Source organism: Pseudoalteromonas sp. SWXJZ94C, from assembly GCF_015864385.1.
Lineage (GTDB): Bacteria > Pseudomonadota > Gammaproteobacteria > Enterobacterales > Alteromonadaceae > Pseudoalteromonas.
Genome location: NZ_JADYXF010000006.1, coordinates 62,013 through 86,934, shown reverse-complemented (window position 1 = coordinate 86,934; position 24,922 = coordinate 62,013). Strand labels below are relative to the sequence as shown.

Below are 24,922 nucleotides of genomic sequence, written 5' to 3'. Positions count from 1 at the left end.
CCTAAAAATCCATTGATTGTTTAATTGCAGCTAACACTTTCAGTGCGTCCGGTACGTATTCTTTTTCAAGTGCCAATGGGTATGGCGTATCTAAGCCACATACACGCAAAATTGGCGACTCTAAATGCAGGAAACACTCTTGTTGGATTGTCGCTGCAATCTCAGCACCAAACCCATTGGTTATAGGTGCTTCATGGCTTACTATTAAGCGGCCTGTTTTAGTAACCGACTTTGCAATTGTTTCAGCATCCCACGGCAAAATACTACGTAAATCTATTACTTCACAACTTATGCCTTGTTCGCTTGCTTGCTGTGCTGCATCTTCAATTATTTCCATTTGAGCACCCCATGCTAAAAGCGTTATATCTGCGCCTTCTTGCACTACTTCCGCTTTGCCTAATTCAATGCTGTAATCTTCTTCGGGTACTTCGCCTGTTGATGCACGATATAGTCGTTTAGGTTCAAAAAAGATAACTGGGTTATCGTCTTTAATTGCTGCGCGTAATAAACCTTTGGCTTGATAAGGGTTACGCGGTACAACCACTTTTAAGCCTGGCGTATGCGCAAAATACGCTTCAGGAGATTGAGAATGGTATAATCCACCGGCAATACCGCCACCATAAGGTGTACGAATAGTTAAATTACCTACATTAAACTCATTCCCACTGCGGTAACGAAATTTAGCCGCTTCATTAACTATTTGATCAAACGCTGGAAAAATGTAATCAGCAAATTGAATCTCTGCCAGTGCTGGTGCACCAAAAGCCGCTAAACCATTAGCAAAACCCAAAATACCTTGCTCGGTTAAGGGCGTATTAAAAACGCGGTGCTTACCATACTTTTCTTGTAAGCCCGATGTTGCTCTAAATACACCACCAAAGTAACCAACATCTTCGCCAAAAATACAAGCTTGAGGGTGTTCATTCATAGTGATGTCGAGCGCAGAGTTAATTGCGTGGAGCATATTCATTTTAGCCATTACTTAATTCTCCCTGCTGTTACTGGGTAAGCATCGGGATGCTGTTTTATATGTTCTTTTAATTGCTCGTACTGACGTTGCAATAATGGAATCGGTGTGTCGTAAACATCAGATACCAACTCTTCTAAAGCGGGTTTTGCAACAACTTCAGCACGCTTAAGCGCTGCTAAAATTTCTTCTCGAATCGACTCTTTTGCTTTTACATCGTCGTCTTCGTTTAGCCAATCTTGTTTAATAAGCCACTTTCTGAATTTATCTATTGGACATACTTGATGACTAGCTTCTTCATCTTTAGAGCGATAACCACTTGGGTCGTCTGACGTAGAGTGCGCACCTAATCGATAAGCAATCGACTCAATAAGCACAGGCTCACCTTGTGTTGAGGCTATTTCGCGTGCTTTTTTAGTCGCCGCATAAACAGCAAGTGCATCTGTGCCATCAACACGAATAGTTTTAATACCATAGCCCACACCACGCGAGGCAATACCATCGCCTTTAAACTGCTCATCAGCAGGGGTTGATATTGCATAACCGTTATTACGTGCAAAAAATATAACCGGTGCTCTATGGACAGCCGCCATATTTAAACCAGCATGAAAGTCACCTTCAGACGCCGCCCCTTCGCCAAAATAACAAATAGTAACGTTATCAATTGGGCTTGCAAGTTCACCTGTTTTAGCGTCTATATGTTTAACTTTTTGACCGTATGCGTAACCTGTAGCTTGGGGTATTTGCGTACCCAATGGCGATGAGATTGTCATGTAGTTTAATTCTTTTGAACCATAATGAATTGGCATTTGACGACCTTTGCCTAAATCAAGCTCGTTTGAAAACATTTGGTTCATAAATTGATCAAGCGTAAAGCCACGATAATGAAGTGCTGCTTGTTCTCGGTATTGCGCCATAATCATGTCGTTTTGATCAAGCGCTGCAGCAGAGGCTGTAACGGCGGCTTCTTCGCCTAAACATTGCATGTAAAAGCTAACACGGCCTTGGCGCTGTGCACCTTGCATGCGCTCATCAAGCAAGCGAATAAAACGCATTGTTTCGTATAATTTAAGTGCGGTATGTTTTGAAATGTCAGGTGCGGTTGCACTAGGATGAATGTCGCCGTCCTCAGTTAAAATACTAAGGGTTGGAATAGTTAACGCATTGCCATCAATAAATTCAAGCTTATGGTTAATATTCAGCGATACGTTATTTGGATTACTCATAACCTACCTTCTTTTGTTGTCGGTAAAAAAGTGCCCCTTTAAATTATTATTATGGGTGATTGTTGCGGAATAAACTTTGCAACATCTGCACTATCTTTAATTAAAGCTACCAACACTTTACGTTAACGTAAAGTGTTATTCAACATGTCTGAGACGAAACAAAAGTAAATATTGGTCAAATAAGTGGCAAGTTAACTATACGGTTATTTTAATGAATACTAATCATATAGTTAACTTTAAATAATGCGTGGTCTGATGAGTTTAATTAAACAAAATCGCTATTAATTTCCATTGGGATAACGGTTAATAACGCTCTTTGTCCTAAAGCTACATTTGCATTAGGGAATATTATTGCTTCACCTTCTACGTCAGCATAAATTGCTGTATCACCATCGGTTGCGAGCAATTCACCTTTAGCAAAGCCTGTAAAGTTCTCGGCATCATCAGAAAAAGGAAAACTAAAATTGTCCTGTGTCCTGTTAATTGTTCTATGCACTGAAAACAACTCAAAGTCTTCTGCATTAAATTTAAGGTATTCAACGTCAGTTTGGCTAATTAATGCAGTCAGTGTTTGCTTTGTTTTTTCAAAACGTGTCATATCGTTTTGCCCAAATGGCTTAACTTGACCCAGCTCTACTGTAAACGAGTCTGCACCATGTACAAATGACGAATAATAGCTAAAAGTTGTCGCAGGTGATTTCATCATTAATACGGTATTTACACCACAGCTTAACAAAAATTGTAGCTGTGATTTTTTCCACGGTTTTCCGTGTAAATATGGATACACGGCAAACTTTTCATTCTTTGATCCACGAATAGCAGTATGTAAATCGTAATGGCATCGGCTACTGCCTTGCTCGCCACGTGTATAAAAATCGCTTACGTATTTCTCAAGCTTTGCAGCGCGGTTTCGCTCATTATTCATTGGTACACCTTCAACAGTATGATGACCATTAAATAATCTATTTAGATTTTCTTCTACAAAACGCAGACCAATATTAATTGATTGTGGATTACCGTAAATAAACAAAGCGCGCTGCTTAAGTATCAGCTCACCTTTTATAATTTGTTTAATGAGTGCATCGCAAATTTCGATTGGGGCGGTCTCGTTACCGTGTACAGCGCTTGAATAAACTACATCCTTTGACGTTGTAACAGCAGGCTGAAACTCAATTACGCCGGTATCGTGTATATTCACACGAGTCCCATTATCTAAAACAAATTCACCTGCATCTAAATGCCATTCGTTGTTACGGCTAAGTGTTAAAAAATCGCCAGTTTGTTTTAATTCATTTAAGTAAGATGGATTGGCTGACATGTAATAAGCCCTTTTATAATATATGTGAGAGTGATTGCTTGTGCATTTATTAGTAACAGTTGCTCAAGTTATAGAAACAAAAACGGCTGATTAAATCAGCCGTTTTAAAAAGTCATTAAATTAAGTTAACTAATAACTGAATCTACAAGCTTTTTAGCTTCTTTTTCAAGTAACGCTAAATGCTCTTCACCTTTGAATGATTCTAGGTAAATTTTATAAATATCTTCGGTACCTGATGGGCGCGCTGCAAACCAACCATTTTCGGTTACTACTTTTAAACCACCAATAGCAGCGCCATTACCTGGTGCATGTGTTAGCTTTTGTAAAATAGGTTCACCTGCAAGCATATCCGCTTTTACATCATCTGCACTTAACGCTTTTAAACGTGATTTTTGACCGCTTGTAGCAGGTGCATCAAGGCGTTTATAAATTGGTGAGCCAAATTCTTGCTCTAATTCTTTATAAAGTACCGACGGTGTTTTACCTGTAACGGCTAATATTTCTGCGGCTAATAGCCCCATAATAAAGCCATCTTTGTCTGTACACCACACAGTGCCATCAAAGCGTAGGAAAGCAGCGCCAGCGCTTTCTTCGCCACCAAAAGCAAGCTTGCCTTTACTTAAGCCATCAACAAACCATTTAAAGCCAACGGGTACTTCTTTTACTTTACGTTCATTTCGGGCAGCTACTTTGTCGATCATTGAACTAGAAACCAGCGTTTTACCAATTTCTACGCTTGAATTCCAATCTCGGTGTTTTATTAGGTAATCAATTGCCACGGCTAGAAAATGATTTGGGTTCATTAATCCATCTGGCGTAACAATACCATGACGGTCATAATCTGGGTCGTTACCAATAGATATATCAAAGTCATCTTTTAGCGCTACAAGATTTGCCATAGAGTATGGTGATGAGCAATCCATACGTATTTTTCCGTCTTTATCTAGTGGCATAAAAGCAAATCGTGGATCAACGTTGTCGTTCACAACCGTTAAATTCAGATCATATTTTTTAGCAATTACAGGCCAAAAATGAATTCCTGAACCACCAAGCGGATCGATACCAACTTTAATACCCGCTTCGCTAATAGCTTTTAGATTAACTATATTTTCTAGGTCGTTAATATAAGGAGTCATTAAGTCTTCGTACTTAATAAATCCAGAACGAGACGCTTTAGCAAATGGAAATAATTCAACTTCAACCAAATCTTCTAATAAAAGTTGGTTTGCTCTGTCTTCAATCCATTTAGTTACATCAGTATCAGCTGGTCCGCCATTAGGTGGGTTATATTTAAAACCACCGTCTTCAGGGGGATTATGCGAAGGCGTTACTACAATACCGTCTGCAAGCTCATTTGGATGAAGTTTATTATGGCTAACGATTGCATGGCTAATCACTGGTGTTGGCGTAAAATCACCATCTTCTTGTGTGATCACTTGCACTTCATTCGCAACAAGCACTTCTATTGCAGAGTTAAATGCGGCTTCACTCAATGCATGTGTGTCTTTACCTAAAAATAAAGGACCAAATATATCGTTTTGCTTTCTGTAATCACATATAGCCTGTGTGATTGCTAAAATATGAGATTCATTAAACTTTACATCGTAAGAACAACCACGATGACCAGAGGTACCAAAAGCAACACAATGCTCTGGATTTTGTTCAAGATCAGGTTCATTTAAATAATAAGCAGATACTAATTTTGGTACATTAACCAATGCTGATTGTGGAGCAGTTTTGCCTGCGCCTGAGTGAATAGCCATTATATTTCCTTACAGGTAATCGCGAATTTTTTCAGCTTGCTCTGCGCTATAACCAAGACAAAGAGCAACTTCGTGAAGCATCATTTTTTTGCGTGTAGTATTAGAATTCGTCATAACCCAATATTCACTATCCGTTATGTTTTTAGGATTCATACTACTACCGCTATTAACTAAATCTTCTTTACTTGTAGCAAAGTAGACTCTATCTCGACCTTTTATATCTAATACTGCAGAAAAGTCGGTTTTATGAGTTCGATAAAATGCACTTAAAATAAATAAAAATCGACCAACAACGCCCTTTTGCATTCCCAGTTCTTCTTTATTCAATATATTAAAAACATTAGCGTTTTTTTGCTTCACTGGTGTGACAACAGCTGGAGTTTGTTTATCTGCAATCGATTCAGTTGGCTTTACGCTTGTTAAAGAAGTGGTAGACGTAGTTACGGTTTGATTATTTTGATTAATTTGATTAATTTCTACGTTAGCGGATTGAATTTTCTCACCGCTCAGGTTTAATAAACGACGTAAAATAGTGGATGCACTTTCGCCAATACTTTGTGTATTGCTGGCAATATACTGATATAACTCGTCGTCTATGTCGATTTGTTTCATGTTTTTCCTGTTATTACGGGTCACATTTTTTTCTCTCGACTGATTATACCCAAACCAATAAGAAATGCGAGTTACAACAAGCACTCCCGACAACATATACTTTAAACATACAAATAGACTATTATTTAGTTCTTTGTTGTTGAATTAACATTCAAAAGCCCAATTTAATAAATAGTCGCTGTATTTTTTGCTTTTTAAAGCAATGCTCGGCAAACTATGGCGAAATTTTCAGGAGGCTGGTATGCAATTAAACTATAAGCAACAAGGGCAAGGTCCTAATGTTATTTTGATCCACGGGCTTTTTGGATCATTAGAAAACTTAAACGTAATCGCAAAACCATTAAGTGAAAACTTTAATGTTATTAATGTAGATTTACGTAACCATGGCCTGTCACCTCATAGCAATGAAATGAACTATCCGGCAATGGCACAAGATATTATTGAACTCTTAGCTGATTTAAGTATAGATAAAGTACACTTAGTTGGACACTCTATGGGAGGAAAAGTAGCAATGGAATTGGCACTTACTCACCCAGAGCTTGTAAATAAACTCGTTGTACTTGATATAGCACCTGTTAGTTACCCGGCACGCCATACAAAAATATTACAAGCATTAAAAGCCGTTTCAGCGCAATCAATAGACGATAGAAAGCAAGCTGATGCTATAATGCAGCCGTTTATTGAAGAACTTGGAGTTAGACAATTTTTGCTTAAAAGCTTGGCTAAAAATGATGATGGTCAATTTGCATGGCGATTTAACTTAGATGTGCTTGATAATAAATATTCGACAATCACATCCAATGTTAATGAAAACAATTCTTGTTTATGCGATACTCTTTTCATTAAAGGTAATGATTCTGACTATATTTTGCCTGAGCATCGTAATGCAATTACAACACGCTTTAAAAACACCAAGGCTAAAATTATTCATGGGGCTGGTCATTGGCTTCATGCCCAAAAGCCACTTGCTGTAAATAAAGCAATAAACGACTTTTTAACTGCGGTTTAAAGTAATTTTAATCGTGTGTTTTTGATTCTGCGCACTAAATATATGTATATTTATATGCTATAGTACGCGCCGTTTAATTTAAAGGTTATACGTTGATGGTCAGTCAGTTAATTAACGAATTTGATACCCTAGGGTTGTATTTTGGCTTAGCCGGTATTTTCATATTCATCGGCATGGCAATTAAAGACGTACTAAAAAGTGGCAATGTACCTAAGTTCGGACAATACATTGTTTGGGGTGTGCTCTTTTTAGGTTGTTCAGGCTTTATTGCTAAAGGGCTGATTCAAGTATTTTGGCAAGGCGCAGGTGTAGGTTAGGCATGGCGAAGTCAGAAACAGATAGAACTACGCTCGATTTATTTGAATACGAAAAACGCCCAGGCAGACCTAAAACCAATCCCCTTTCACGGGATATGCAGTTAAAGGTAAATAAACGTAATCAAATAAAAAGAGATAAAGCACGTGGTTTAAAACGTGTTGAATTTAAAGTTTCATCGCAGTTATATCAAGCATTAAGTGATATGGCAGATGCACAAAATATTAGCCGCAGTGCGCTGATTGAAACGATTTTACAAGAAAGATTGGCTATTGATACATAAAAGGTTTTAAATCCATGGCAAGTGTAGGCATTTTTTTCGGAAGTGACACAGGTAACACAGAACACGTAGCAAAAATGATCCAAAAAGAATTGGGTAAAAAGCTAGTGGCTGTTCATGACATTGCAAAAAGCTCTAAAGAAGAGATTGCTGAATTTGATTTGATCTTATTCGGTATCCCTACTTGGTATTACGGTGAAGCACAATGTGATTGGGATGACTTTTTCCCTGAACTTGAAGAAGTAGACTTTGAAGGCAAACTTGTCGCTATTTTCGGTTGCGGAGACCAAGAAGATTACGCTGAGTACTTTTTAGATGCTATGGGTATGATCAACGATATCGTAACTGAACGTGGCGCTATTGTTGTTGGTCATTGGCCAAGTGAAAGTTATGACTTTGAAGCATCTAAAGGTATGGCTGATGATAAGCACTTTGTAGGCTTAGGTATTGACGAAGACCGTCAACCTGAACTAACAGAACAACGTGTTAAAGCATGGTCTGCTCAAGTATATGAAGAAATGTGTTTAAGTGAATTAGCTGACTAATTTACTGCATATACCGCTAGCTGTTTAAATAATTATCAAACAGTTAGCGTTTTAAGCTTTAGTGGCAATATAAATCAATTGTTCTTTGCACTTAACGCTTAGGCACGTTATCCTGTTTGTTGCTAATGTGTCGTGTACATCTTTGCAAGATGTCTAGTATAACCAAATAAAATTGAGACAGATTTAATGACTGATCATAACTTGGAACTTAAAAAAGCCGGTTTAAAAGTAACTTTACCGCGTATTAAAATATTAGAGATTTTACAATCTCCAGATAACCAACACATCAGCGCTGAAGATGTTTACAAAATTCTTTTGGATCTAGGTGAAGAAATTGGTCTTGCGACTGTATACCGCGTACTTAACCAGTTTGATGATGCAGGTATTGTAAGCCGTCATCATTTTGAAGGTGGTAAGTCTGTATTTGAACTTTCTGGCAGCACCCATCACGACCATTTAGTATGTTTGAAGTGTGGTAAAGTTGTAGAGTTTGAAGATGACATGATTGAACGTCGTCAACTTGAAATTTCTGAAGAAAATGGCATAACGCTTACAAATCATTCTTTATATTTATACGGTGAGTGTAATGATAAAGCAGCGTGTAAAGAATTTAGCGACGCTAATAGCTAATACCGCTTTTTAAAGCAATAAAAAACCTGCTAAGTGCAGGTTTTTTTGTGTCTAAAATACGCTTGTAATAAATATCCCCAGTAAATACTGGGGATATTAAACCTGAACTCTGGTTAAGAGATTTACCAACGTATTGAATCATGGTGATATTTAAATTTATTTTCTCTAGCCAGAGATTTTAAGTGAAAACAAGGCGAATTCACGCGTCAATAGCTGGCCTATTGCAAGTAAATTCAACGCAGTTAGCGCTGAAAATAGCTGCTCGAGAAAGATTTATTATCCAGAGTTCAGGTTTTTTAGATATTACTTATTGAGTTTTAGACCAAGAATCACGAAGACCCACTGTTTGGTTAAATACAACGTGCTCTGATTTAGAATCACGAGAGAAATAACCCGTACGCTCAAACTGAAAGCCCTGCTCTGCTTGTGAATTAGCAAGCGATGGCTCTAATTTAGCGTTTGATAAAACAACCAGTGACTCTGGGTTTAGCGTTGTTTCAAACTCATCAGCTGCTGCTGGGTTTGGCACACTAAATAAACGGTCGTATAAACGAACTTCTGCCGTAATAGACTCTGGTACTGAAACCCAGTGAATAACACCTTTTACTTTACGTCCATCACTTGGGTTTTTACCTAGTGTTTCAGTATCGTAAGTACAGAAAATAGTTGTAATTTCGCCGTTTTCGTCTTTTTCAACACGCTGGGCTTTAATAACGTAAGCGCCACGTAACCGAACTTCTTTATCGAGTACTAAACGTTTGAACTTGTTATTTGCTTCTTCTTTAAAGTCTTCTCGTTCAATGTAAATCTCACGAGTAAACGGTACATCACGACGACCCATTTCTTCTTTATTTGGGTGGTTAGCCACAGATAAAATCTCAACCTTGTCTGCATCGTAGTTTTCGATAACAACTTTAACAGGATCGAGTACGGCCATTGCACGTGGTGCATTTTCGTTTAGATCTTCACGGATACACGCTTCAAGCATGCCCATTTCAACCATATTCTCTTGTTTTGTTACACCTATACGCAAACAAAACTCACGAATTGAACCTGGTGTATAACCACGGCGACGTAAACCTGCAATTGTAGGCATGCGTGGGTCATCCCAGCCTTCTACATGGTTATTTACCACTAAATCGCTTAGCTTACGCTTTGACATAATTGTGTATTCAAGATTTAAGCGTGAAAACTCAATTTGCTGTGGGTGACACTCTAAACTAATGTTATCAAGTACCCAGTCGTATAAACGGCGGTTATCTTGAAACTCAAGAGTACATAATGAATGTGTAATGCCCTCAAGTGCATCAGAAATACAATGCGTGAAGTCATACATTGGGTAAATGCACCACTTGTCTGCTGTTTGATGATGATGAGCAAAACGTACGCGATAAATAATTGGATCGCGAAGCACCATAAATGAGCTAGCCATATCAATTTTAGCACGCAGGACACATTCGCCTTCTTTGAATTCGCCAGCACGCATTTTTTCAAATAACGCTAGGTTTTCTTCAACTGATGTATCTCTGTATGGACTATTTTTACCTGGCTCTTTTAATGTGCCACGGTACTGGCGTGCTTCGTCTGCTGTTAAAAAACAAACGTATGCTAAGCCTTTATTTATTAACTCAACAGCATAACCAAATAAAGTATCAAAATAGTTAGAAGAATACTTTATATCGCCATCCCAATTGAAGCCTAACCACTGTACGTCTTCTTTTATAGAATTAACGTAGTTAATGTCTTCTTTTTCTGGGTTTGTATCGTCAAAACGCAGGTTACATAAACCATTGTAATCTTTTGCGATGCCAAAGTTTAAACAAATTGATTTGGCATGACCAATATGCAAAAAGCCATTTGGTTCTGGTGGAAAACGTGTATGCGTTGTTGCATGCTTTTTACTTGCTAAGTCTTCATCAATTTTGGTTCTAATAAAGTTACTTGGGCGATTCTCAATTTCCGCCATAGGAGTGTGATCCTCTAAATATTACGTAATAACAAAACTAATGCATTATTACAAAAACATACACTAACATACAGCACTAGATTAAGGTTTATTTTTGATATTGCTTAACTTTAATTCAGCTGAACCATTGTTTATGAATAAAATTTGTTTTAACGCAATATTTAAGTAATCAAAGCCACTTATAGTAGACTAATAACCTACTTTATAAGGACTCGAAGATGGCTACACTTAATCAACATCGCGTTTATATTCCTACTAACGCACGCGCAAATCACTATTTACTAGCCGAAATAACGCCAAATAAAGCGTTCTATAATAGTTTTAGTAATATCAATTGTTGTTATGAACGTATAGCACGTCAGCTATTTGCATGCTGTGATGAATATGAGCTTCATAATGTTCATTTACTCGCAAACGATAAACTACCCGTTGTACGCTTTCATGATGAGTCTTATCAATTAGAAACCGATAAGCAAATGTTGTTTTTTTATAATCCTCGTTATCACGAGGCCCATAAAATTTATTACACTGAAGATATACCAAGTAAAAAAATACGCATTCTATTTTTAGCAACAGGCGACGATTTACGAGCTAACTCTGCAGAGTTTCATAACAAAGTTCAAAAAGTATTAAACACCCTACAAGGACAACTGTTAATAAATCAACCTCAGTTTAAACTACGCGATCATCAGCACTTAACGTATGACTTATTTGCTAAAGAAAAAGGCAATAAGGAGAGCTATGGTTACAAATTAAGAAGTCTCTACCCTCGCTATCAGTCAAGACAATGCAGCATACCCGATGATTATGCAGAGATGACTTACGCCACTTTTACTATACCGGTTTCGCGCGCTATTAAAACGCAGTTTCAAACACTAATGAACACAAACGACTATGCTAGATTTTATGACTACTTTGCTTACTCATTTATACGTGCGTGTCAAAATAACAATCTAAATCATGGCGCTATGGTTGCTAACGGCGCAACGCCTATTATACGAAACAGTAAAATAGATAAAAGTGAAGGTAATAATGAACTTCAAAAGTTAAGTTTTGATATTGAATCTAATGAAAATCAAATTAAGTACTTTTATGAAGCAAGTAAATTAGTAGAAACGTTGCATTTTGTAGTGGTAGCAACGCAGCAGGATAAACATGAAATGGGTTACGGTCGATTTATGAACCAAGTAGAAAAAACAATCCATACTCTGTGTAATGAGCTAGCTATAAATAAACAACGCCAAGACTTATCGGTACGTTTTTTTCAGCATATTAGTTATCCGTTCTAAATTTTCAGCTAATAACAAAAAGGCCCGCATAAGCGGGCCTTTTTAAAGAAAAACAAGCGATTACCAGCCTGTTTTCTCTTTAAGTGCTTTACCGATATCAGCAAGTGAACGTACAGTTTTTACGCCCGCAGCTTCTAATGCAGCAAATTTCTCATCAGCAGTACCTTTACCGCCGGCAATGATTGCGCCAGCGTGACCCATACGCTTACCTTCTGGTGCAGTAACACCAGCAATGTAAGATACTACAGGTTTAGTTACGTGAGCTTTGATGTACTCTGCAGCTTCTTCTTCTGCAGTACCACCAATTTCACCAATCATTACGATTGCTTCAGTTTGTGGATCTTTTTCGAACATTTCTAAAACGTCGATAAAGTTAGTACCTGGAATTGGATCACCACCAATACCAACACACGTAGACTGACCAAAACCAGCATCAGTAGTTTGCTTAACTGCTTCGTACGTTAAAGTACCAGAGCGAGAAACAATACCTACTTTACCAGGTTTGTGGATGTGACCAGGCATGATACCAATCTTAGTTTGACCAGGAGTAATAACACCTGGGCAGTTAGGACCGATCATACGAGTACCTGTTTGATCTAGTTTAACTTTAACGTCAACCATATCAAGAGTAGGAATGCCTTCAGTAATACAAACAATAAGCTCGATGCCAGCATCAATAGCTTCTAAGATTGCATCTTTACAGAAAGGAGCTGGTACGTAGATAACTGAAGCAGTTGCGCCAGTTTTTTCTACAGCTTCACGAACTGTGTTGAATACAGGAAGACCAAGGTGCGTTTGACCGCCTTTACCTGGGCTTACGCCACCAACCATTTGTGTACCGTATTCAAGTGCTTGCTCTGAGTGGAAAGTACCTTGACCACCAGTGAAACCTTGACAGATAACTTTTGTATCTTTATTAATTAATACAGACATTATTTGCCCTCCGCAGCAGCAACAACTTTCTCAGCAGCGTCTGTTAGTGATTCAGCAGCAATGATATCTAGACCTGAGCTCTTAAGAACTTCACGACCTAACTCAGCATTAGTACCTTCTAAACGTACAACTACTGGTACGGTTACGCCAACTTCTTTAACTGCGCCAATGATACCTTCAGCAATCATGTCACAACGAACGATACCGCCAAAGATGTTCACAAGAACAGCTTTAACATTGTCGTCAGAAAGAATGATTTTGAATGCTTCAGAAACACGTTCTTTAGTAGCACCGCCACCAACATCCAAGAAGTTAGCCGGCTTGCCGCCATGTAGGTTTACGATGTCCATAGTACCCATTGCTAGGCCTGCACCGTTAACCATACAACCAACATTGCCATCTAGGGCTACGTAGTTAAGCTCAAAGCTTGCTGCATGCGCTTCACGTGCATCTTCTTGAGATGGATCGTGGAACTCACGGATTTTAGGTTGACGGTAAAGTGCATTACCATCAATACCGATTTTGCCGTCAAGACAATGAAGATTACCTTCATCTGTAATTACTAACGGGTTGATTTCAAGTAATGCGAAATCAAAATCAGTGAACATTTTACCAAGACCCATGAAGATCTTAACGAACTGTTTCATTTGTACTGGGTTAAGACCCAGTTTGAAACCTAGTTCACGTGCTTGGTAAGCTTGAGGACCTACTAACGGGTCGATCTCAGCTTTGTGGATAAGTTCAGGTGTTTCTTCAGCAACAGTTTCAATTTCAACACCGCCTTCAGTAGACGCCATGAAAACAACTTTGCGAGATGCACGGTCAACAACTGCACCAAGGTACAATTCGTTCGCGATATCAGTACAGCTTTCTACTAAAATTTTAGCAACTGGCTGACCTTTTTCGTCTGTTTGGTAAGTAACTAGGTTTTTACCTAACCAGTTAGCTGCAAACGCTTTTACTTCGTCGATAGTTTTAACTAGCTTTACACCGCCAGCTTTACCACGTCCACCTGCGTGAACTTGAGTTTTAACAACCCACATATCACCGCCGATCTTTTCAGCAGCTGCTGCAGCTTCTTCAGGTGTATCGCAAGCGAAACCTTGAGAAACTGGTAAACCATATTCGGCAAAAAGTTGTTTTGCCTGATACTCATGCAAATTCATGATGCTTTATCCAATTTTTTATACTAAAAGAGCTGAATATTTTTTCAAATATACAACTATCCCAAATTGCGCACCTAGTATAGATCCCAAGGCTTAACATGAAAACCCCAGTATGACCAAAGGCGCAAAAAAAAAGCTGTGAATGTTCATTCACAGCTTACATTTCATACTACTGGATTAAACATCCAGCAATAAGCGTGTTGGATCTTCAAGTAACTCTTTAATAGTTACTAAGAAACCAACCGATTCTTTACCATCAATTATACGATGGTCGTAAGAAAGAGCTAAATACATCATAGGAAGTATTTCTACTTTACCATTCACTGCCATAGGACGGTCTTGGATTTTATGCATACCCAAAATTGAAGACTGTGGCAAGTTGATGATAGGTGTAGATAGTAATGAACCAAATACGCCACCATTAGTAATAGTGAAGTTACCACCAGTCATATCTGCAAGCGTTAACTTACCGTCACGACCTTTAAGTGCTAATTCACGGATACCTTTTTCAATTTCAGCAACAGATAGTTTGTCACAATCTTTAAGTACTGGAGTAACTAAACCACGTGGTGTAGATACTGCAATGCTGATATCAAAGTAATTATGGTAAACAATATCATCACCATCAATCGATGCATTTACATCTGGGAAACGCTTAAGAGCTTCAGTTACAGCTTTCACATAGAAAGACATGAAACCTAAACGAATGCCGTGACGCTTTTCAAACGTTTCTTGATACTGCTTACGAAGGCTCATGATTGGTCCCATGTTCACTTCGTTGAATGTAGTTAACATTGCAGTTGAGTTTTTAGCTTCAAGAAGGCGTGTCGCAATCGTTTTACGTAAACGAGTCATAGGTACGCGTTTTTGAGTACGATCGCCCATCGGTGCAGCTGGAGCAGAGGCTTCTGCTTTTTTAGCTGCTGGTGCTGGTGCTTTTAAGAAAGTATCAACGTCTTCTTTAGTCACACGACCATTTTTACCCGTGCCTTTGATTTTAGAAGCGTCTAGGCCTTTCTCAGCAATTAAACGACGAACTGATGGTGTTAACACATCTGAACTTTCGCTTGAATCTGCTGCTGGCGCTGCGTCTGCTTTTGCAGCTGGAGCCGCTGGTGCACCGCCTGCTTTAACCGAACCAATTACTTGTTCGCCTAATACAGTGTCGCCTTCGCCATGAATGATATCACCCATAATACCGTCTTCTTGAGCTACTACTTCAAGAACAACTTTATCTGTTTCAATATCTACCAAGTTTTGGTCACGAGTTACCGCGTCACCTGGTTGTACATGCCATGTAGCAATTGTTGCGTCTGCAACTGATTCTGGAAGTACAGGTACTTTAATATCCACTTCTTTACCTTCTGATGCTGGTGCTGATGGCGCCGCTGGCGCGTCTTCTGATTTAGCTGGTGCTGATTCTTTTGTAGATGAACCTTCACTTGCTGGCGCTGCATCAGCATCACCAAGTAAACCCATAACTTGATCGCCAAGTACGGTTGCACCTTCCTCTTGTGATATTTCTGTGATTACACCGTCATGCTGTGCAACAACTTCTAAAACCACTTTATCTGTTTCAATGTCTACTAAGTTTTGATCGCGAGTTACTTTGTCGCCAACACTTACATGCCATGTAGCAACGGTAGCATCTGCAACCGACTCAGGAAGAACAGGAACTTTAATTTCTGTGCTCATTGCTTATCCTTTATTTTCTATAGTAAGCGCGTCGGCAACGAGCGCTTGTTGTTCTTTAGTATGTACTGACATGTAACCACACGCTGGTGATGCAGACGCTTTACGACCTGCATATTTTAACTTAGCACCTTGTGGAATTGCATCAATAAAGTGATGTTGTGAACAGTACCATGCACCTTGGTTTTGTGGTTCTTCTTGACACCATACAAAATCAGTTACGTGTTGATATTGTTTCATAATCGTTTGCATTTCATCGTGTGGGAACGGATATAATTGTTCTACACGTACAATCGCAACATTATCTAGCTCAAGTTTACGACGCTCTTGTAGTAGTTCGTAATAAACTTTACCGCTACAAAATACAACGCGCTCTACTTTTTCAGGGTTAATATCATCGATTTCGTCGATCATATTATGAAAAACACCTTCAGAAAGTTCTTCAAGTGACGAAGTTGCAAGCGGATGACGAAGTAACGACTTAGGTGTCATAACAATCAGTGGACGACGAAGCGGTCTAACTGATTGACGACGAAGCATTGCATATACTTGAGCTGGTGTTGAAGGTACACATACTTGCATATTGTGATCAGCACATAGTTGTAAAAAACGCTCTAAACGAGCTGAACTATGTTCAGGACCTTGACCTTCATAGCCATGTGGTAGCAATATTGTAAGACCGCATAAACGACCCCACTTTTGCTCACCTGAGCTTAAGAATTGGTCAAAAACAACTTGTGCACCATTGGCGAAGTCACCAAATTGCGCTTCCCATATTACGAGAGACTTAGGTTCAGCGGTAGCATAACCATATTCGAACGCAACTACAGCTTCCTCTGATAGAACAGAATCAAAGACTTCAAATGTGCCTTGATCTTCACTTAAATGCTGTAAAGGAGTGTAAGTCATACCATTTGATTGACCATGGACAACAGCATGACGATGAAAGAATGTTCCTCGACCTGTGTCTTGTCCTGTTAAACGAATGTCAGTACCTTCAGACGCAATTGTTGCATAGGCTAAAGTTTCAGCCATACCCCAATCAAGTGGTTTTTCACCTGCAGCCATTAGCTTACGATCGTCATAAATCTTTTTAACGCGAGATTGAGCTTTATGCTGTTCTGGGTAAGAAGCTACTTTTTCGCCAAGGGCTTTAAGCTCCTCTACAGACACGCTAGCATCGTAATCAACATCCCATTCATGACCAATATATTTTGCCCATTCAGAAGAATGTGAAGTCACTGGCTGTATTTCTGAAACAACACAATTACCTTCATCTAATGCATCACGGTACTCATCAGCAAGCGCTTTAACGTCTTGTTCAGAAAAAGAGCCTTCAGCAATAAGTTGATCTGCATAAATTAAACGCGGCACTGGGTGCTTTTTAATTTTTTGGTACATAATCGGCTGTGTTGCATTTGGCTCATCAGCTTCATTATGACCATGGCGACGGTAACACACTAAATCGATAACTACGTCGCGTTTAAACTGGTTTCTGAAATCAAGGGCAAGTTGAGTAACAAATGCAACTGCTTCAGGATCGTCAGAATTAACATGGAATATTGGGGCCTGCACCATTTTTGCGATGTCAGTACAATATGGCGTTGAACGAACGTCATCTTGCTTAGAGGTTGTAAAGCCTACTTGGTTATTGACAACAATACGAATACTACCACCACAACTAAACGCGTTAGTTTGTGACATGTTAAACGTTTCTTGTACAACACCTTGACCAGCAATTGCAGAATCACCATGAATGGTGATAGGTAGCGCTTTAATGCCTGATTTATCACCTAAACGGTCGAGACGACCACGCACTGACCCCATTACAACAGGGTTTACGATTTCTAGATGAGATGGGTTAAAGGCAAGCGCCATATGTACATTGCCACCTTTAGTAGCAAAGTCAGACGAATAACCCATGTGATATTTAACATCACCAGAACTTAGCGTTTCTTTGTGTATACCAGCAAACTCATCAAACAGCTCTGATGGGTTTTTACCAAGTACATTTACAAGAACGTTTAGACGACCACGGTGAGCCATACCAATAACAGCTTCTTGTTGGCCGCTTTCACCTGCTCGGTGAATAAGCTCTTTAAGCATAGGAACTAACGCATCGCCACCTTCAAGTGAAAAGCGCTTAGCACCAGGGAACTTAGACCCTAAATATTTTTCTAGACCATCCGCTGCAGTAAGACCTTTTAAGATACGAAGCTTTTCATCTTTTGAGAATTTAGGCCTAGACTGCACAGATTCTAAACGCTGTTGTAACCAACGCTTTTCTTCTGTCGATGTGATGTGCATATACTCAGCGCCAATAGAACCACAATATGTAGTTTTTAGTGCTTGGTATAATTCACCTAAAGGCATAGTATCGCGCCCTACGGCAAACGATCCTACGTTAAATTCGCGGTCAAAATCACTTGCTGATAAGTCGTGGTACTCTAGCTCTAAATCTCGTACACGCTCTCGTTGCCAAATACCTAATGGATCTAGGTTTGCATTTTGGTGTCCTCGAAAGCGGAAAGCATTAATAAGTTGTAGTACTTTAACCTGTTTAAGGTCACCGCCACTACCCTCTGCTACCACTACTTCTCTATGCTTGTTTTTAGCAAGCTGTGCAAACTGCGCTCGAACTTCTGAATGTTTTACTTCAACATCCACACCATCAACTTTAGGTAATTGTTCGAACACTTCTCGCCATTCATCTGGCACAGAAGTCGCATCGTCTAAATACGCTTCATAAAGCTCTTCTACATAAGCAACGTTGCCGCCGTTTAAATGTGAAGATTCTAGCCATGCCTTCATCACACCTTCGTGCATTTATAAGCCCTTTTTTTTAGCGCAGAAATTAATAGTTATCATAACAAGATGGCTAATAAATAATAAGTATTAGCCATCTTACGTTTACTAAGTAATTAAACAGCTCGGTTTAATAACATAGATTTGATTTGCCCAATTGCTTTGGTCGGATTAAGACCCTTAGGACAAACGCTAACACAGTTCATTATACTGTGGCAACGGAACACACTGAACGCATCGTCTAAATCCGCTAAACGTTCTTCAGTTGCTGTATCTCGGCTATCAGCCAAGAAACGGTAAGCATGAAGAAGGCCTGCTGGACCAATGAACTTGTCTGGATTCCACCAGAACGAAGGACACGATGTTGAACAACATGCACACAAAATACACTCATATAACCCATCTAATTTATTACGTTCTTCGATAGTTTGAAGACGTTCGCCTGCTGCTGGCTGATCATTAATTAAATAAGGTTTAACTTTTTCGTACTGAGTGTAGAACTGACTCATGTCTATAACAAGGTCACGAACCACTGGTAAGCCTGGTAATGGACGAACTACAATTTTACCTTTGCCATTTTTTTGTAGCGTAGATAAAGGAGTAATACATGCCAGACCATTTTTACCATTCATGTTAACACCATCAGATCCACACACACCTTCACGGCATGAACGACGGAAAGATAATGTTGGATCTTGTTCTTTTAAAAGAATAAGTGCATCCAATACCATCATGTCGTGACCTTCCTCTGTTTGCAAGGTGTATTCTTGCATACGAGGTGCGTTGTCAACATCTGGATTATAACGATAAACTGAAAATTGTACTTGTGCCATCGTCTATCTCCTAGTAAACACGTGCTTTAGGTGGGAAAGCTTCACGCGTTTTAGGCGCATAGTTTACATCACGCTTACTCATTTCATCCGTTAAAGGATTAAATACTGAGTGACATAACCAGTTTTCGTCATCACGATCTGGGTAATCAAAGCGAGAATGTGCACCACGGCTTTCTGTACGGAAGTTTGCAGCGACTGCAGTTGAGTAAGCTGTTTCCATTAAGTTATCTAGTTCAAGACATTCGATTCGCTGCGTATTAAAGTCTGATGATTTATCATCAAGACGTGCATGCTGCAGACGTTCACGAATTTCTTTAAGCTCTTGAAGACCTGATGCCATTGAATCACCTTCACGGAATACCGAGAAGTTAAGTTGCATACACTGTTGTAGGTCTTTTTTGATTTGAACTGGATCTTCACCTTGGCCAGCCGTTGAATTTTCCCAACGATTGTAACGTGCTAGAGAGGCTTCTAAGTCTGACTCTGAAGCAGCCTTAGATATTTCAACATCTTTAAGATATTTACCTAAGAAGTTACCAGCAGCACGACCAAATACCACTAAATCTAGTAATGAGTTACCACCTAAGCGGTTTGCACCATGTACGGATACACATGCAATCTCACCTACAGCAAATAAGCCTTGAACTACTGTTTCTTTGCCTTGAGCATCGATTTGTAGAGCTTGACCATTTACGTTAGTAGGAACACCACCCATCATATAATGACAAGTTGGAATTACTGGAATTGGTTCTTTAGCAGGATCAACGTGAGCAAACGTTTTAGCTAGATCACATACACCTGGAAGACGTAAGTTAAGCGTTTCTTCACCTAAATGGTCAAGTTTCAGCTTAAGGTGAGGACCCCAAGGACCATCACAACCACGACCTTCACGGATTTCAGTCATCATTGAACGTGCTACAACATCGCGAGACGCTAAGTCTTTTGCATTTGGAGCATAACGTTCCATGAAGCGCTCGCCATCTTTATTTAAAAGATAACCGCCTTCACCACGACAACCTTCAGTTACTAGCGTACCAGCACCTGCGATACCCGTAGGATGAAACTGCCACATTTCCATGTCTTGCATAGAAATACCAGCACGTGTTGCCATACCAACACCGTCACCAGTATTAATGTGAGCATTCGTTGTTGATGCAAATATACGACCAGCACCACCAGTAGCAAGCACTACAGCTTTAGATTTGAAGTAAGTAATTTCACCTGTTTCAATCTCAATTGCAGTACACCCTACTACATCACCATTATCGTTTTTAACTAAATCAAGTGCATACCATTCAGAGAATACATTTGTTTTATTTTTTACGTTTTGTTGATAAAGAAGGTGTAATAACGCATGACCAGTACGGTCAGCTGCGGCTGCTGTACGAGCGGCTTGTTCACCACCAAAGTTCTTCGATTGACCACCGAAAGGACGTTGGTAAACACGACCATTTTCAAAACGAGAAAATGGTAAACCCATGTTTTCTAATTCAGTAATAGCTTCTGGGCCTGTTTGACACATGTATTCAATAGCGTCTTGGTCACCGATAAAATCGGAGCCCTTAACGGTATCGTACATATGCCATTCCCAGTTGTCTTCGTGTGAATTACCAAGCGCTACTGTAATACCACCCTGTGCAGATACAGTGTGTGAGCGTGTTGGGAATACTTTAGATATTAATGCACACGTTTTGCCAGATTCAGTAATTGCTAGAGCGGCGCGCATACCAGCACCACCTGCGCCAATTACTACGGCGTCAAATTCACGAACAGAATATTTCACTTAAACACCCCATAATACAATTAGACCAATAGCTACGTAAGTAACGACCATTAGGTTTAATACAAAACCTAAAACGGCACGTAACTTCGAACACTTAACATAGTCTGTAAGAACTTGCCAAAGGCCAATGCGGGTATGAACCATAATGCAAACCAGGGTAATTAATGTAAACCCTTTCATTGCTAGGTTAGAGAAGAGGCCTGTCCAGGCTTCGAAAGTGACTTCTGGCGTCGCTAAAAAATAGCCGATAATAAAAATCGCATATGCGCTAATTATTAATGCCGTGGTACGTAAAGATACGAAATCTTGTACACCATCACGTTTAAGAGTTGCTTGATTTAAAACCATATCCACACCCCTGCCAATACGGCAAACACAACACCAAGAGCCATTGAAACTTTAGCGCTGAGGTTACCTGATTCAAGTTCTTCCCAATGTCCCATATCCATAATCATATGACGGATGCCACCAATAAGGTGATAACCTAATACAGAAACAGTGCCCCAAGCTATAAATTTGGCAATGAATCCGTTAAACAGACCCTTGACGAATTCAAAACTTTCAGCTGAAGAGAGAGACTCAGACCAAGCCCAAATGACAAACGTTAAAGCAAAAAATAATGCAACACCGGTGACGCGGTGAAATATTGACGCTTTAGCCGTTGCCGGCATAGATATAGTTGTTAGATCTAGATTTACAGGTCTTTGCTTTTTCACAGTTACTTGCCCATCTTGCTCACAGTGGAGCTCATCTACTTGCTTTTCTAAAAACCCACCAAATATTACTGATGGAACTATCAAAGTAAACGAATAGAAACAGTTAAAGTTCACAATAAATGTAAAATTAAACTGTAAAACTATGTTTACCCAAATACAATACGGTTTAAAACCAACGTTAGTATATATACCCACAAGGCTTTTTACAATTCTTGTTTATTTAGAGACGTTTGCGAATTAGCCAATGGTATAATATTTAATTCACACAGAATATTTATTATACATATGTGCATAATGTTTATAAAAATTGACTTTACACCCCTCTTTCACGTTAAAATGCGAAGATGTGCTTAAAACAGATTTCAGAACTTTAAAAATCTAAAAATCAGAATAGATATCTTAATAGGAGATACATAACGATGGCAGATAAAAAAGCCACAGTCCAAATTGATGGACTAGATCCAATCGAACTTCCAATTTATCAAGGCACAGCTGGCCAAGATGTAATCGACGTACGTACGTTAGGTTCACATGGTCACTTTACTTATGACCCAGGTTTCATGTCGACTGGTTCTTGTGAATCTGCAATCACCTACATTGATGGTGGTAAAGGTATCCTACTTCACCGTGGTTACCCAATTGAACAATTAGCTGATGGCTCAGATTACATTGAGTTGTGTTACTTACTATTAAATGGTGAGTTACCAACTAAAGAGCAATACACTGATTTTTCATTACAAATTACTCATAGCACAATGCTTGATGAGAAAATTGCAAACTTTTTCCAAGGCTTCCGCTTTGACGCTCACCCAATGGCAATGCTATGTGGTGTAGTTGGTGCTTTATCATCTTTTTATCATGAAGATCTTGATATTACTGATGCAAATCAACGTAAAACAAGTGCAGTTAAGTTAGTAGCTAAATTACCTACTATTGCAGCAATGGCGTATAAAACGAACGTTGGTCAACCATTTGTTTACCCACGTAACGATTTAGGTTATGCAGAAAACTTCTTACATATGATGTTCTCTGTACCAGCTGAAGAATATAAAGTTAATCCAGTAACAGCTAAAGCAATGGATAAAATATTCATGCTTCATGCTGATCACGAACAAAATGCATCTACGTCTACAGTACGTCTTGCTGGTTCATCTGGTGCTAATCCTTATGCATGTATTGCCGCTGGTATTGCATCTCTTTGGGGCCCGGCACATGGCGGCGCTAACGAAGCATGTTTGAACATGTTAGAAGAAATTGGTTCTGTTGATCGCATTGATGAATACGTTGCAAAAGCAAAAGATAAAGCGGACCCTTTCCGTCTTATGGGCTTTGGTCATCGTGTTTACAAAAACTTCGACCCTCGTGCAACAGTAATGCGTCAAACGTGTCACGAAGTACTTGCTGAACTTAATATTCAAGATCCATTGCTTGATATTGCAATGAAACTTGAAAAAATCGCACTTGAAGACCCGTACTTTGTAGAGAAGAAACTTTACCCTAACGTAGATTTCTACTCAGGTATTATCTTAAAAGCGATTGGTATTCCAACTAGCATGTTCACTGTAATTTTTGCAATGGCGCGCACTGTTGGTTGGATCACTCACTGGGATGAGATGCTTTCTCAACCTGGTCATAAGATCAGCCGCCCTCGTCAGCTTTATACTGGTTACACTGCACGTGACTACGTATCAACTGATAAGCGTTAATAATACGCTTTAGTATTATTTGAATACTTTAAAAGGTCGCATTTGCGGCCTTTTTTATTATTAGATACTTGAGAATAATCTTAAAGTGGCTACAATTCTTTCCCTAAAATGACAACGTTGATTAACTAATGCCTGCTCTAGAGTTTGATATAAATAAAATCCGAAGTGACTTCCCTACCTTAAATCAAACTGTAAACAATCAACCACTTGTTTATTTAGATTCGGGTGCTACAACGCAAAAACCTCAATGCGTTATCGATACTACCGTTGATTTTTACACGACTAAAAATGCAAATGTACATCGCGGCCGTCATTTCTTGAGTGAAAATGCAACCCTATTATATGAGGACGTTCGAACCCAGACAGCTGACTATTTTGGGGTGCAAAGTAAGGAAATTGTTTGGACAAAAGGCGCAACAGAATCAATTAACCTTATAGCTAACGGTATAAAAAATCAGATTATAACTGGCGATACAATAATAATTACGCCTGTAGAGCACCACGCTAACATTGTTCCATGGCAAGTATTGGCACAACAAGCTGGAGCTAAGCTCGCCATAATGCCTTTAAATGAGGACGGTACTTTTAATATTACTCGGTGCTGTGAGTTTATTGAAAAAAATAAACCTAAGCTAATCGCTATTACTCATGCATCTAATGCGCTTGGGAATATTACTGATTTAAGCCCTTTAATTACATGTGCCAAAGCAATCGGGTCATTGGTTTTAATTGATGGAGCCCAAAGTGCTATGCATTTAAGACCAAATTTAAAAGCGCTTAATTGTGACTTTTATGTTTTCTCTGCTCACAAAATGTTAGGTCCAACAGGATTAGGCGGCTTGTATGGTCGTTATGAGCTTTTAAATAGCTTAACTCCCTATCAGACTGGTGGAGAGATGATTCAAACCGTTACAATGACACACAGCACTTATCGTGATGCCCCAGCTAAATTCGAATCTGGTACTCCAAATATAGCCGGCGTATTAGGCTTTGGTGCTGCACTTAATTATTTAACACAGTTAAATTACGATGAAATCATCAAGCATGAACAAAATATATTTAAATATGCAGCTGAAAAACTTAAAAAAATTGATGGAATAACAGTATATAGTGACTTAAATAACAACATCGGCACCCTATGTTTTAATTATAAAGATGAACATCCCTACGATTTGGCAACTTTGCTTGACGGTTACGGGGTGGCAATAAGAGCTGGTCATCATTGTACGCAGCCTTTAATGGCTCATTTAGGGTTAAATGGTACCCTTAGGGCTAGCTTTGCATTCTATAATAATTGTGATGATGTCGATAAATTCATCAATGCATTGCGTGAATGTATCGCGCTTTTAGACTAAATTTGGATAACTA

The 24,922-nt window shown here is 39.1% G+C and carries 22 protein-coding genes; 8 read left to right on the top strand and 14 right to left on the bottom strand.

Annotation, left to right across the window (positions count from 1 at the left end; translation table 11 throughout):
• Nucleotide 1: 1 nt before the first annotated feature.
• The 5 genes from I6F65_RS03970 to seqA form a co-directional block, all read right to left on the bottom strand.
• A complete protein-coding gene (locus I6F65_RS03970; RefSeq protein WP_024612489.1) occupies nt 2-979 on the bottom strand; it encodes an alpha-ketoacid dehydrogenase subunit beta in 978 nt (325 codons plus the stop codon).
• Entirely contained in the window at nt 979-2,193 is a 1,215-nt protein-coding gene (locus tag I6F65_RS03965) for a thiamine pyrophosphate-dependent dehydrogenase E1 component subunit alpha (RefSeq protein ID WP_024612488.1), read from the bottom strand. The genes I6F65_RS03970 and I6F65_RS03965 overlap by 1 nt, the downstream gene beginning before the upstream one ends.
• Before the next feature lie 265 nt (nt 2,194-2,458).
• A complete protein-coding gene (gene astE, locus I6F65_RS03960; protein WP_166109124.1) occupies nt 2,459-3,511 on the bottom strand; it encodes a succinylglutamate desuccinylase in 1,053 nt (350 codons plus the stop codon).
• 125 nt (nt 3,512-3,636) lie between these two features.
• A complete protein-coding gene (gene pgm / locus I6F65_RS03955; RefSeq protein WP_024612486.1) occupies nt 3,637-5,274 on the bottom strand; it encodes a phosphoglucomutase (alpha-D-glucose-1,6-bisphosphate-dependent) in 1,638 nt (545 codons plus the stop codon).
• Nucleotides 5,275-5,283: 9 nt separating this feature from the next.
• Complete coding sequence (gene seqA / locus I6F65_RS03950) at nt 5,284-5,886, bottom strand: replication initiation negative regulator SeqA (protein WP_197111638.1); 603 nt, start codon at nt 5,884-5,886, stop codon at nt 5,284-5,286.
• Between the two features lie 241 nt (nt 5,887-6,127).
• Here seqA and I6F65_RS03945 point away from each other — a divergent pair, with 241 nt between their 5' ends.
• The 5 genes from I6F65_RS03945 (at nt 6,128) to fur (ending at nt 8,665) form a co-directional block, all read left to right on the top strand.
• Nucleotides 6,128-6,895 (top strand): alpha/beta fold hydrolase, encoded by a 768-nt coding sequence (locus tag I6F65_RS03945; RefSeq protein ID WP_197111636.1) that lies wholly within the window; start codon nt 6,128-6,130, stop codon nt 6,893-6,895.
• A 95-nt stretch (nt 6,896-6,990) separates the two neighbouring features.
• A complete protein-coding gene (locus I6F65_RS03940) occupies nt 6,991-7,212 on the top strand; it encodes a DUF2788 domain-containing protein (RefSeq protein ID WP_002962930.1) in 222 nt (73 codons plus the stop codon).
• Between the two features lie 2 nt (nt 7,213-7,214).
• A complete protein-coding gene (gene ybfE, locus I6F65_RS03935; protein ID WP_002962928.1) occupies nt 7,215-7,493 on the top strand; it encodes a LexA regulated protein in 279 nt (92 codons plus the stop codon).
• A gap of 14 nt (nt 7,494-7,507) precedes the next feature.
• Nucleotides 7,508-8,035, top strand: coding sequence for a flavodoxin FldA (gene fldA, locus I6F65_RS03930; RefSeq protein ID WP_007586856.1), 528 nt, complete (start codon nt 7,508-7,510; stop codon nt 8,033-8,035).
• Nucleotides 8,036-8,221: 186 nt separating this feature from the next.
• The gene (fur, locus tag I6F65_RS03925) at nt 8,222-8,665 is read left to right on the top strand and encodes a ferric iron uptake transcriptional regulator (protein ID WP_024612483.1); all 444 of its coding nucleotides are present in this window, start codon (nt 8,222-8,224) and stop codon (nt 8,663-8,665) included.
• 307 nt (nt 8,666-8,972) lie between these two features.
• On the opposite strand, the gene glnS is transcribed toward fur, so the two are convergent.
• Complete coding sequence (gene glnS / locus I6F65_RS03920; protein WP_197111634.1) at nt 8,973-10,631, bottom strand: glutamine--tRNA ligase; 1,659 nt, start codon at nt 10,629-10,631, stop codon at nt 8,973-8,975.
• Between the two features lie 218 nt (nt 10,632-10,849).
• Between glnS and I6F65_RS03915 the strand changes: the two genes are divergently transcribed.
• Entirely contained in the window at nt 10,850-11,920 is a 1,071-nt protein-coding gene (locus I6F65_RS03915; protein WP_197111632.1) for a DUF3083 family protein, read from the top strand.
• 60 nt (nt 11,921-11,980) lie between these two features.
• Here the strand turns inward: I6F65_RS03915 and sucD are convergent, their stop codons facing one another.
• From sucD to sdhC, 8 genes are all read right to left on the bottom strand, one after another.
• Nucleotides 11,981-12,853 (bottom strand): succinate--CoA ligase subunit alpha, encoded by an 873-nt coding sequence (gene sucD, locus I6F65_RS03910; protein ID WP_024612480.1) that lies wholly within the window; start codon nt 12,851-12,853, stop codon nt 11,981-11,983.
• Complete coding sequence (gene sucC / locus I6F65_RS03905) at nt 12,853-14,019, bottom strand: ADP-forming succinate--CoA ligase subunit beta (RefSeq protein WP_166109127.1); 1,167 nt, start codon at nt 14,017-14,019, stop codon at nt 12,853-12,855. The genes sucD and sucC overlap by 1 nt, the downstream gene beginning before the upstream one ends.
• 177 nt (nt 14,020-14,196) lie before the next feature.
• Entirely contained in the window at nt 14,197-15,714 is a 1,518-nt protein-coding gene (odhB, locus tag I6F65_RS03900; RefSeq protein WP_166109128.1) for a 2-oxoglutarate dehydrogenase complex dihydrolipoyllysine-residue succinyltransferase, read from the bottom strand.
• A gap of 3 nt (nt 15,715-15,717) precedes the next feature.
• On the bottom strand, nt 15,718-18,537 hold the full coding sequence (gene sucA / locus I6F65_RS03895; protein WP_166109129.1) for a 2-oxoglutarate dehydrogenase E1 component: 2,820 nt from the start codon (nt 18,535-18,537) through the stop codon (nt 15,718-15,720).
• A 95-nt stretch (nt 18,538-18,632) separates the two neighbouring features.
• Nucleotides 18,633-19,349, bottom strand: a complete 717-nt coding sequence (locus I6F65_RS03890; protein WP_024612634.1) for a succinate dehydrogenase iron-sulfur subunit — start codon at nt 19,347-19,349, stop codon at nt 18,633-18,635.
• A gap of 10 nt (nt 19,350-19,359) precedes the next feature.
• On the bottom strand, nt 19,360-21,132 hold the full coding sequence (sdhA, locus tag I6F65_RS03885) for a succinate dehydrogenase flavoprotein subunit (protein ID WP_166109130.1): 1,773 nt from the start codon (nt 21,130-21,132) through the stop codon (nt 19,360-19,362).
• Complete coding sequence (sdhD, locus tag I6F65_RS03880; RefSeq protein WP_197111630.1) at nt 21,133-21,480, bottom strand: succinate dehydrogenase, hydrophobic membrane anchor protein; 348 nt, start codon at nt 21,478-21,480, stop codon at nt 21,133-21,135.
• Nucleotides 21,471-21,848: a succinate dehydrogenase, cytochrome b556 subunit gene (gene sdhC, locus I6F65_RS03875; RefSeq protein ID WP_076914908.1), complete on the bottom strand. Its 378-nt coding sequence runs from the start codon at nt 21,846-21,848 to the stop codon at nt 21,471-21,473. Before sdhC ends, sdhD begins: the two co-directional genes overlap by 10 nt.
• A gap of 419 nt (nt 21,849-22,267) precedes the next feature.
• Between sdhC and I6F65_RS03870 the strand changes: the two genes are divergently transcribed.
• Both I6F65_RS03870 and I6F65_RS03865 read left to right on the top strand, forming a co-directional pair.
• Nucleotides 22,268-23,554, top strand: a complete 1,287-nt coding sequence (locus I6F65_RS03870; protein WP_024612632.1) for a citrate synthase — start codon at nt 22,268-22,270, stop codon at nt 23,552-23,554.
• Nucleotides 23,555-23,682: 128 nt separating this feature from the next.
• A complete protein-coding gene (locus tag I6F65_RS03865) occupies nt 23,683-24,909 on the top strand; it encodes an aminotransferase class V-fold PLP-dependent enzyme (protein ID WP_166109131.1) in 1,227 nt (408 codons plus the stop codon).
• Nucleotides 24,910-24,922 lie beyond the last annotated feature (13 nt).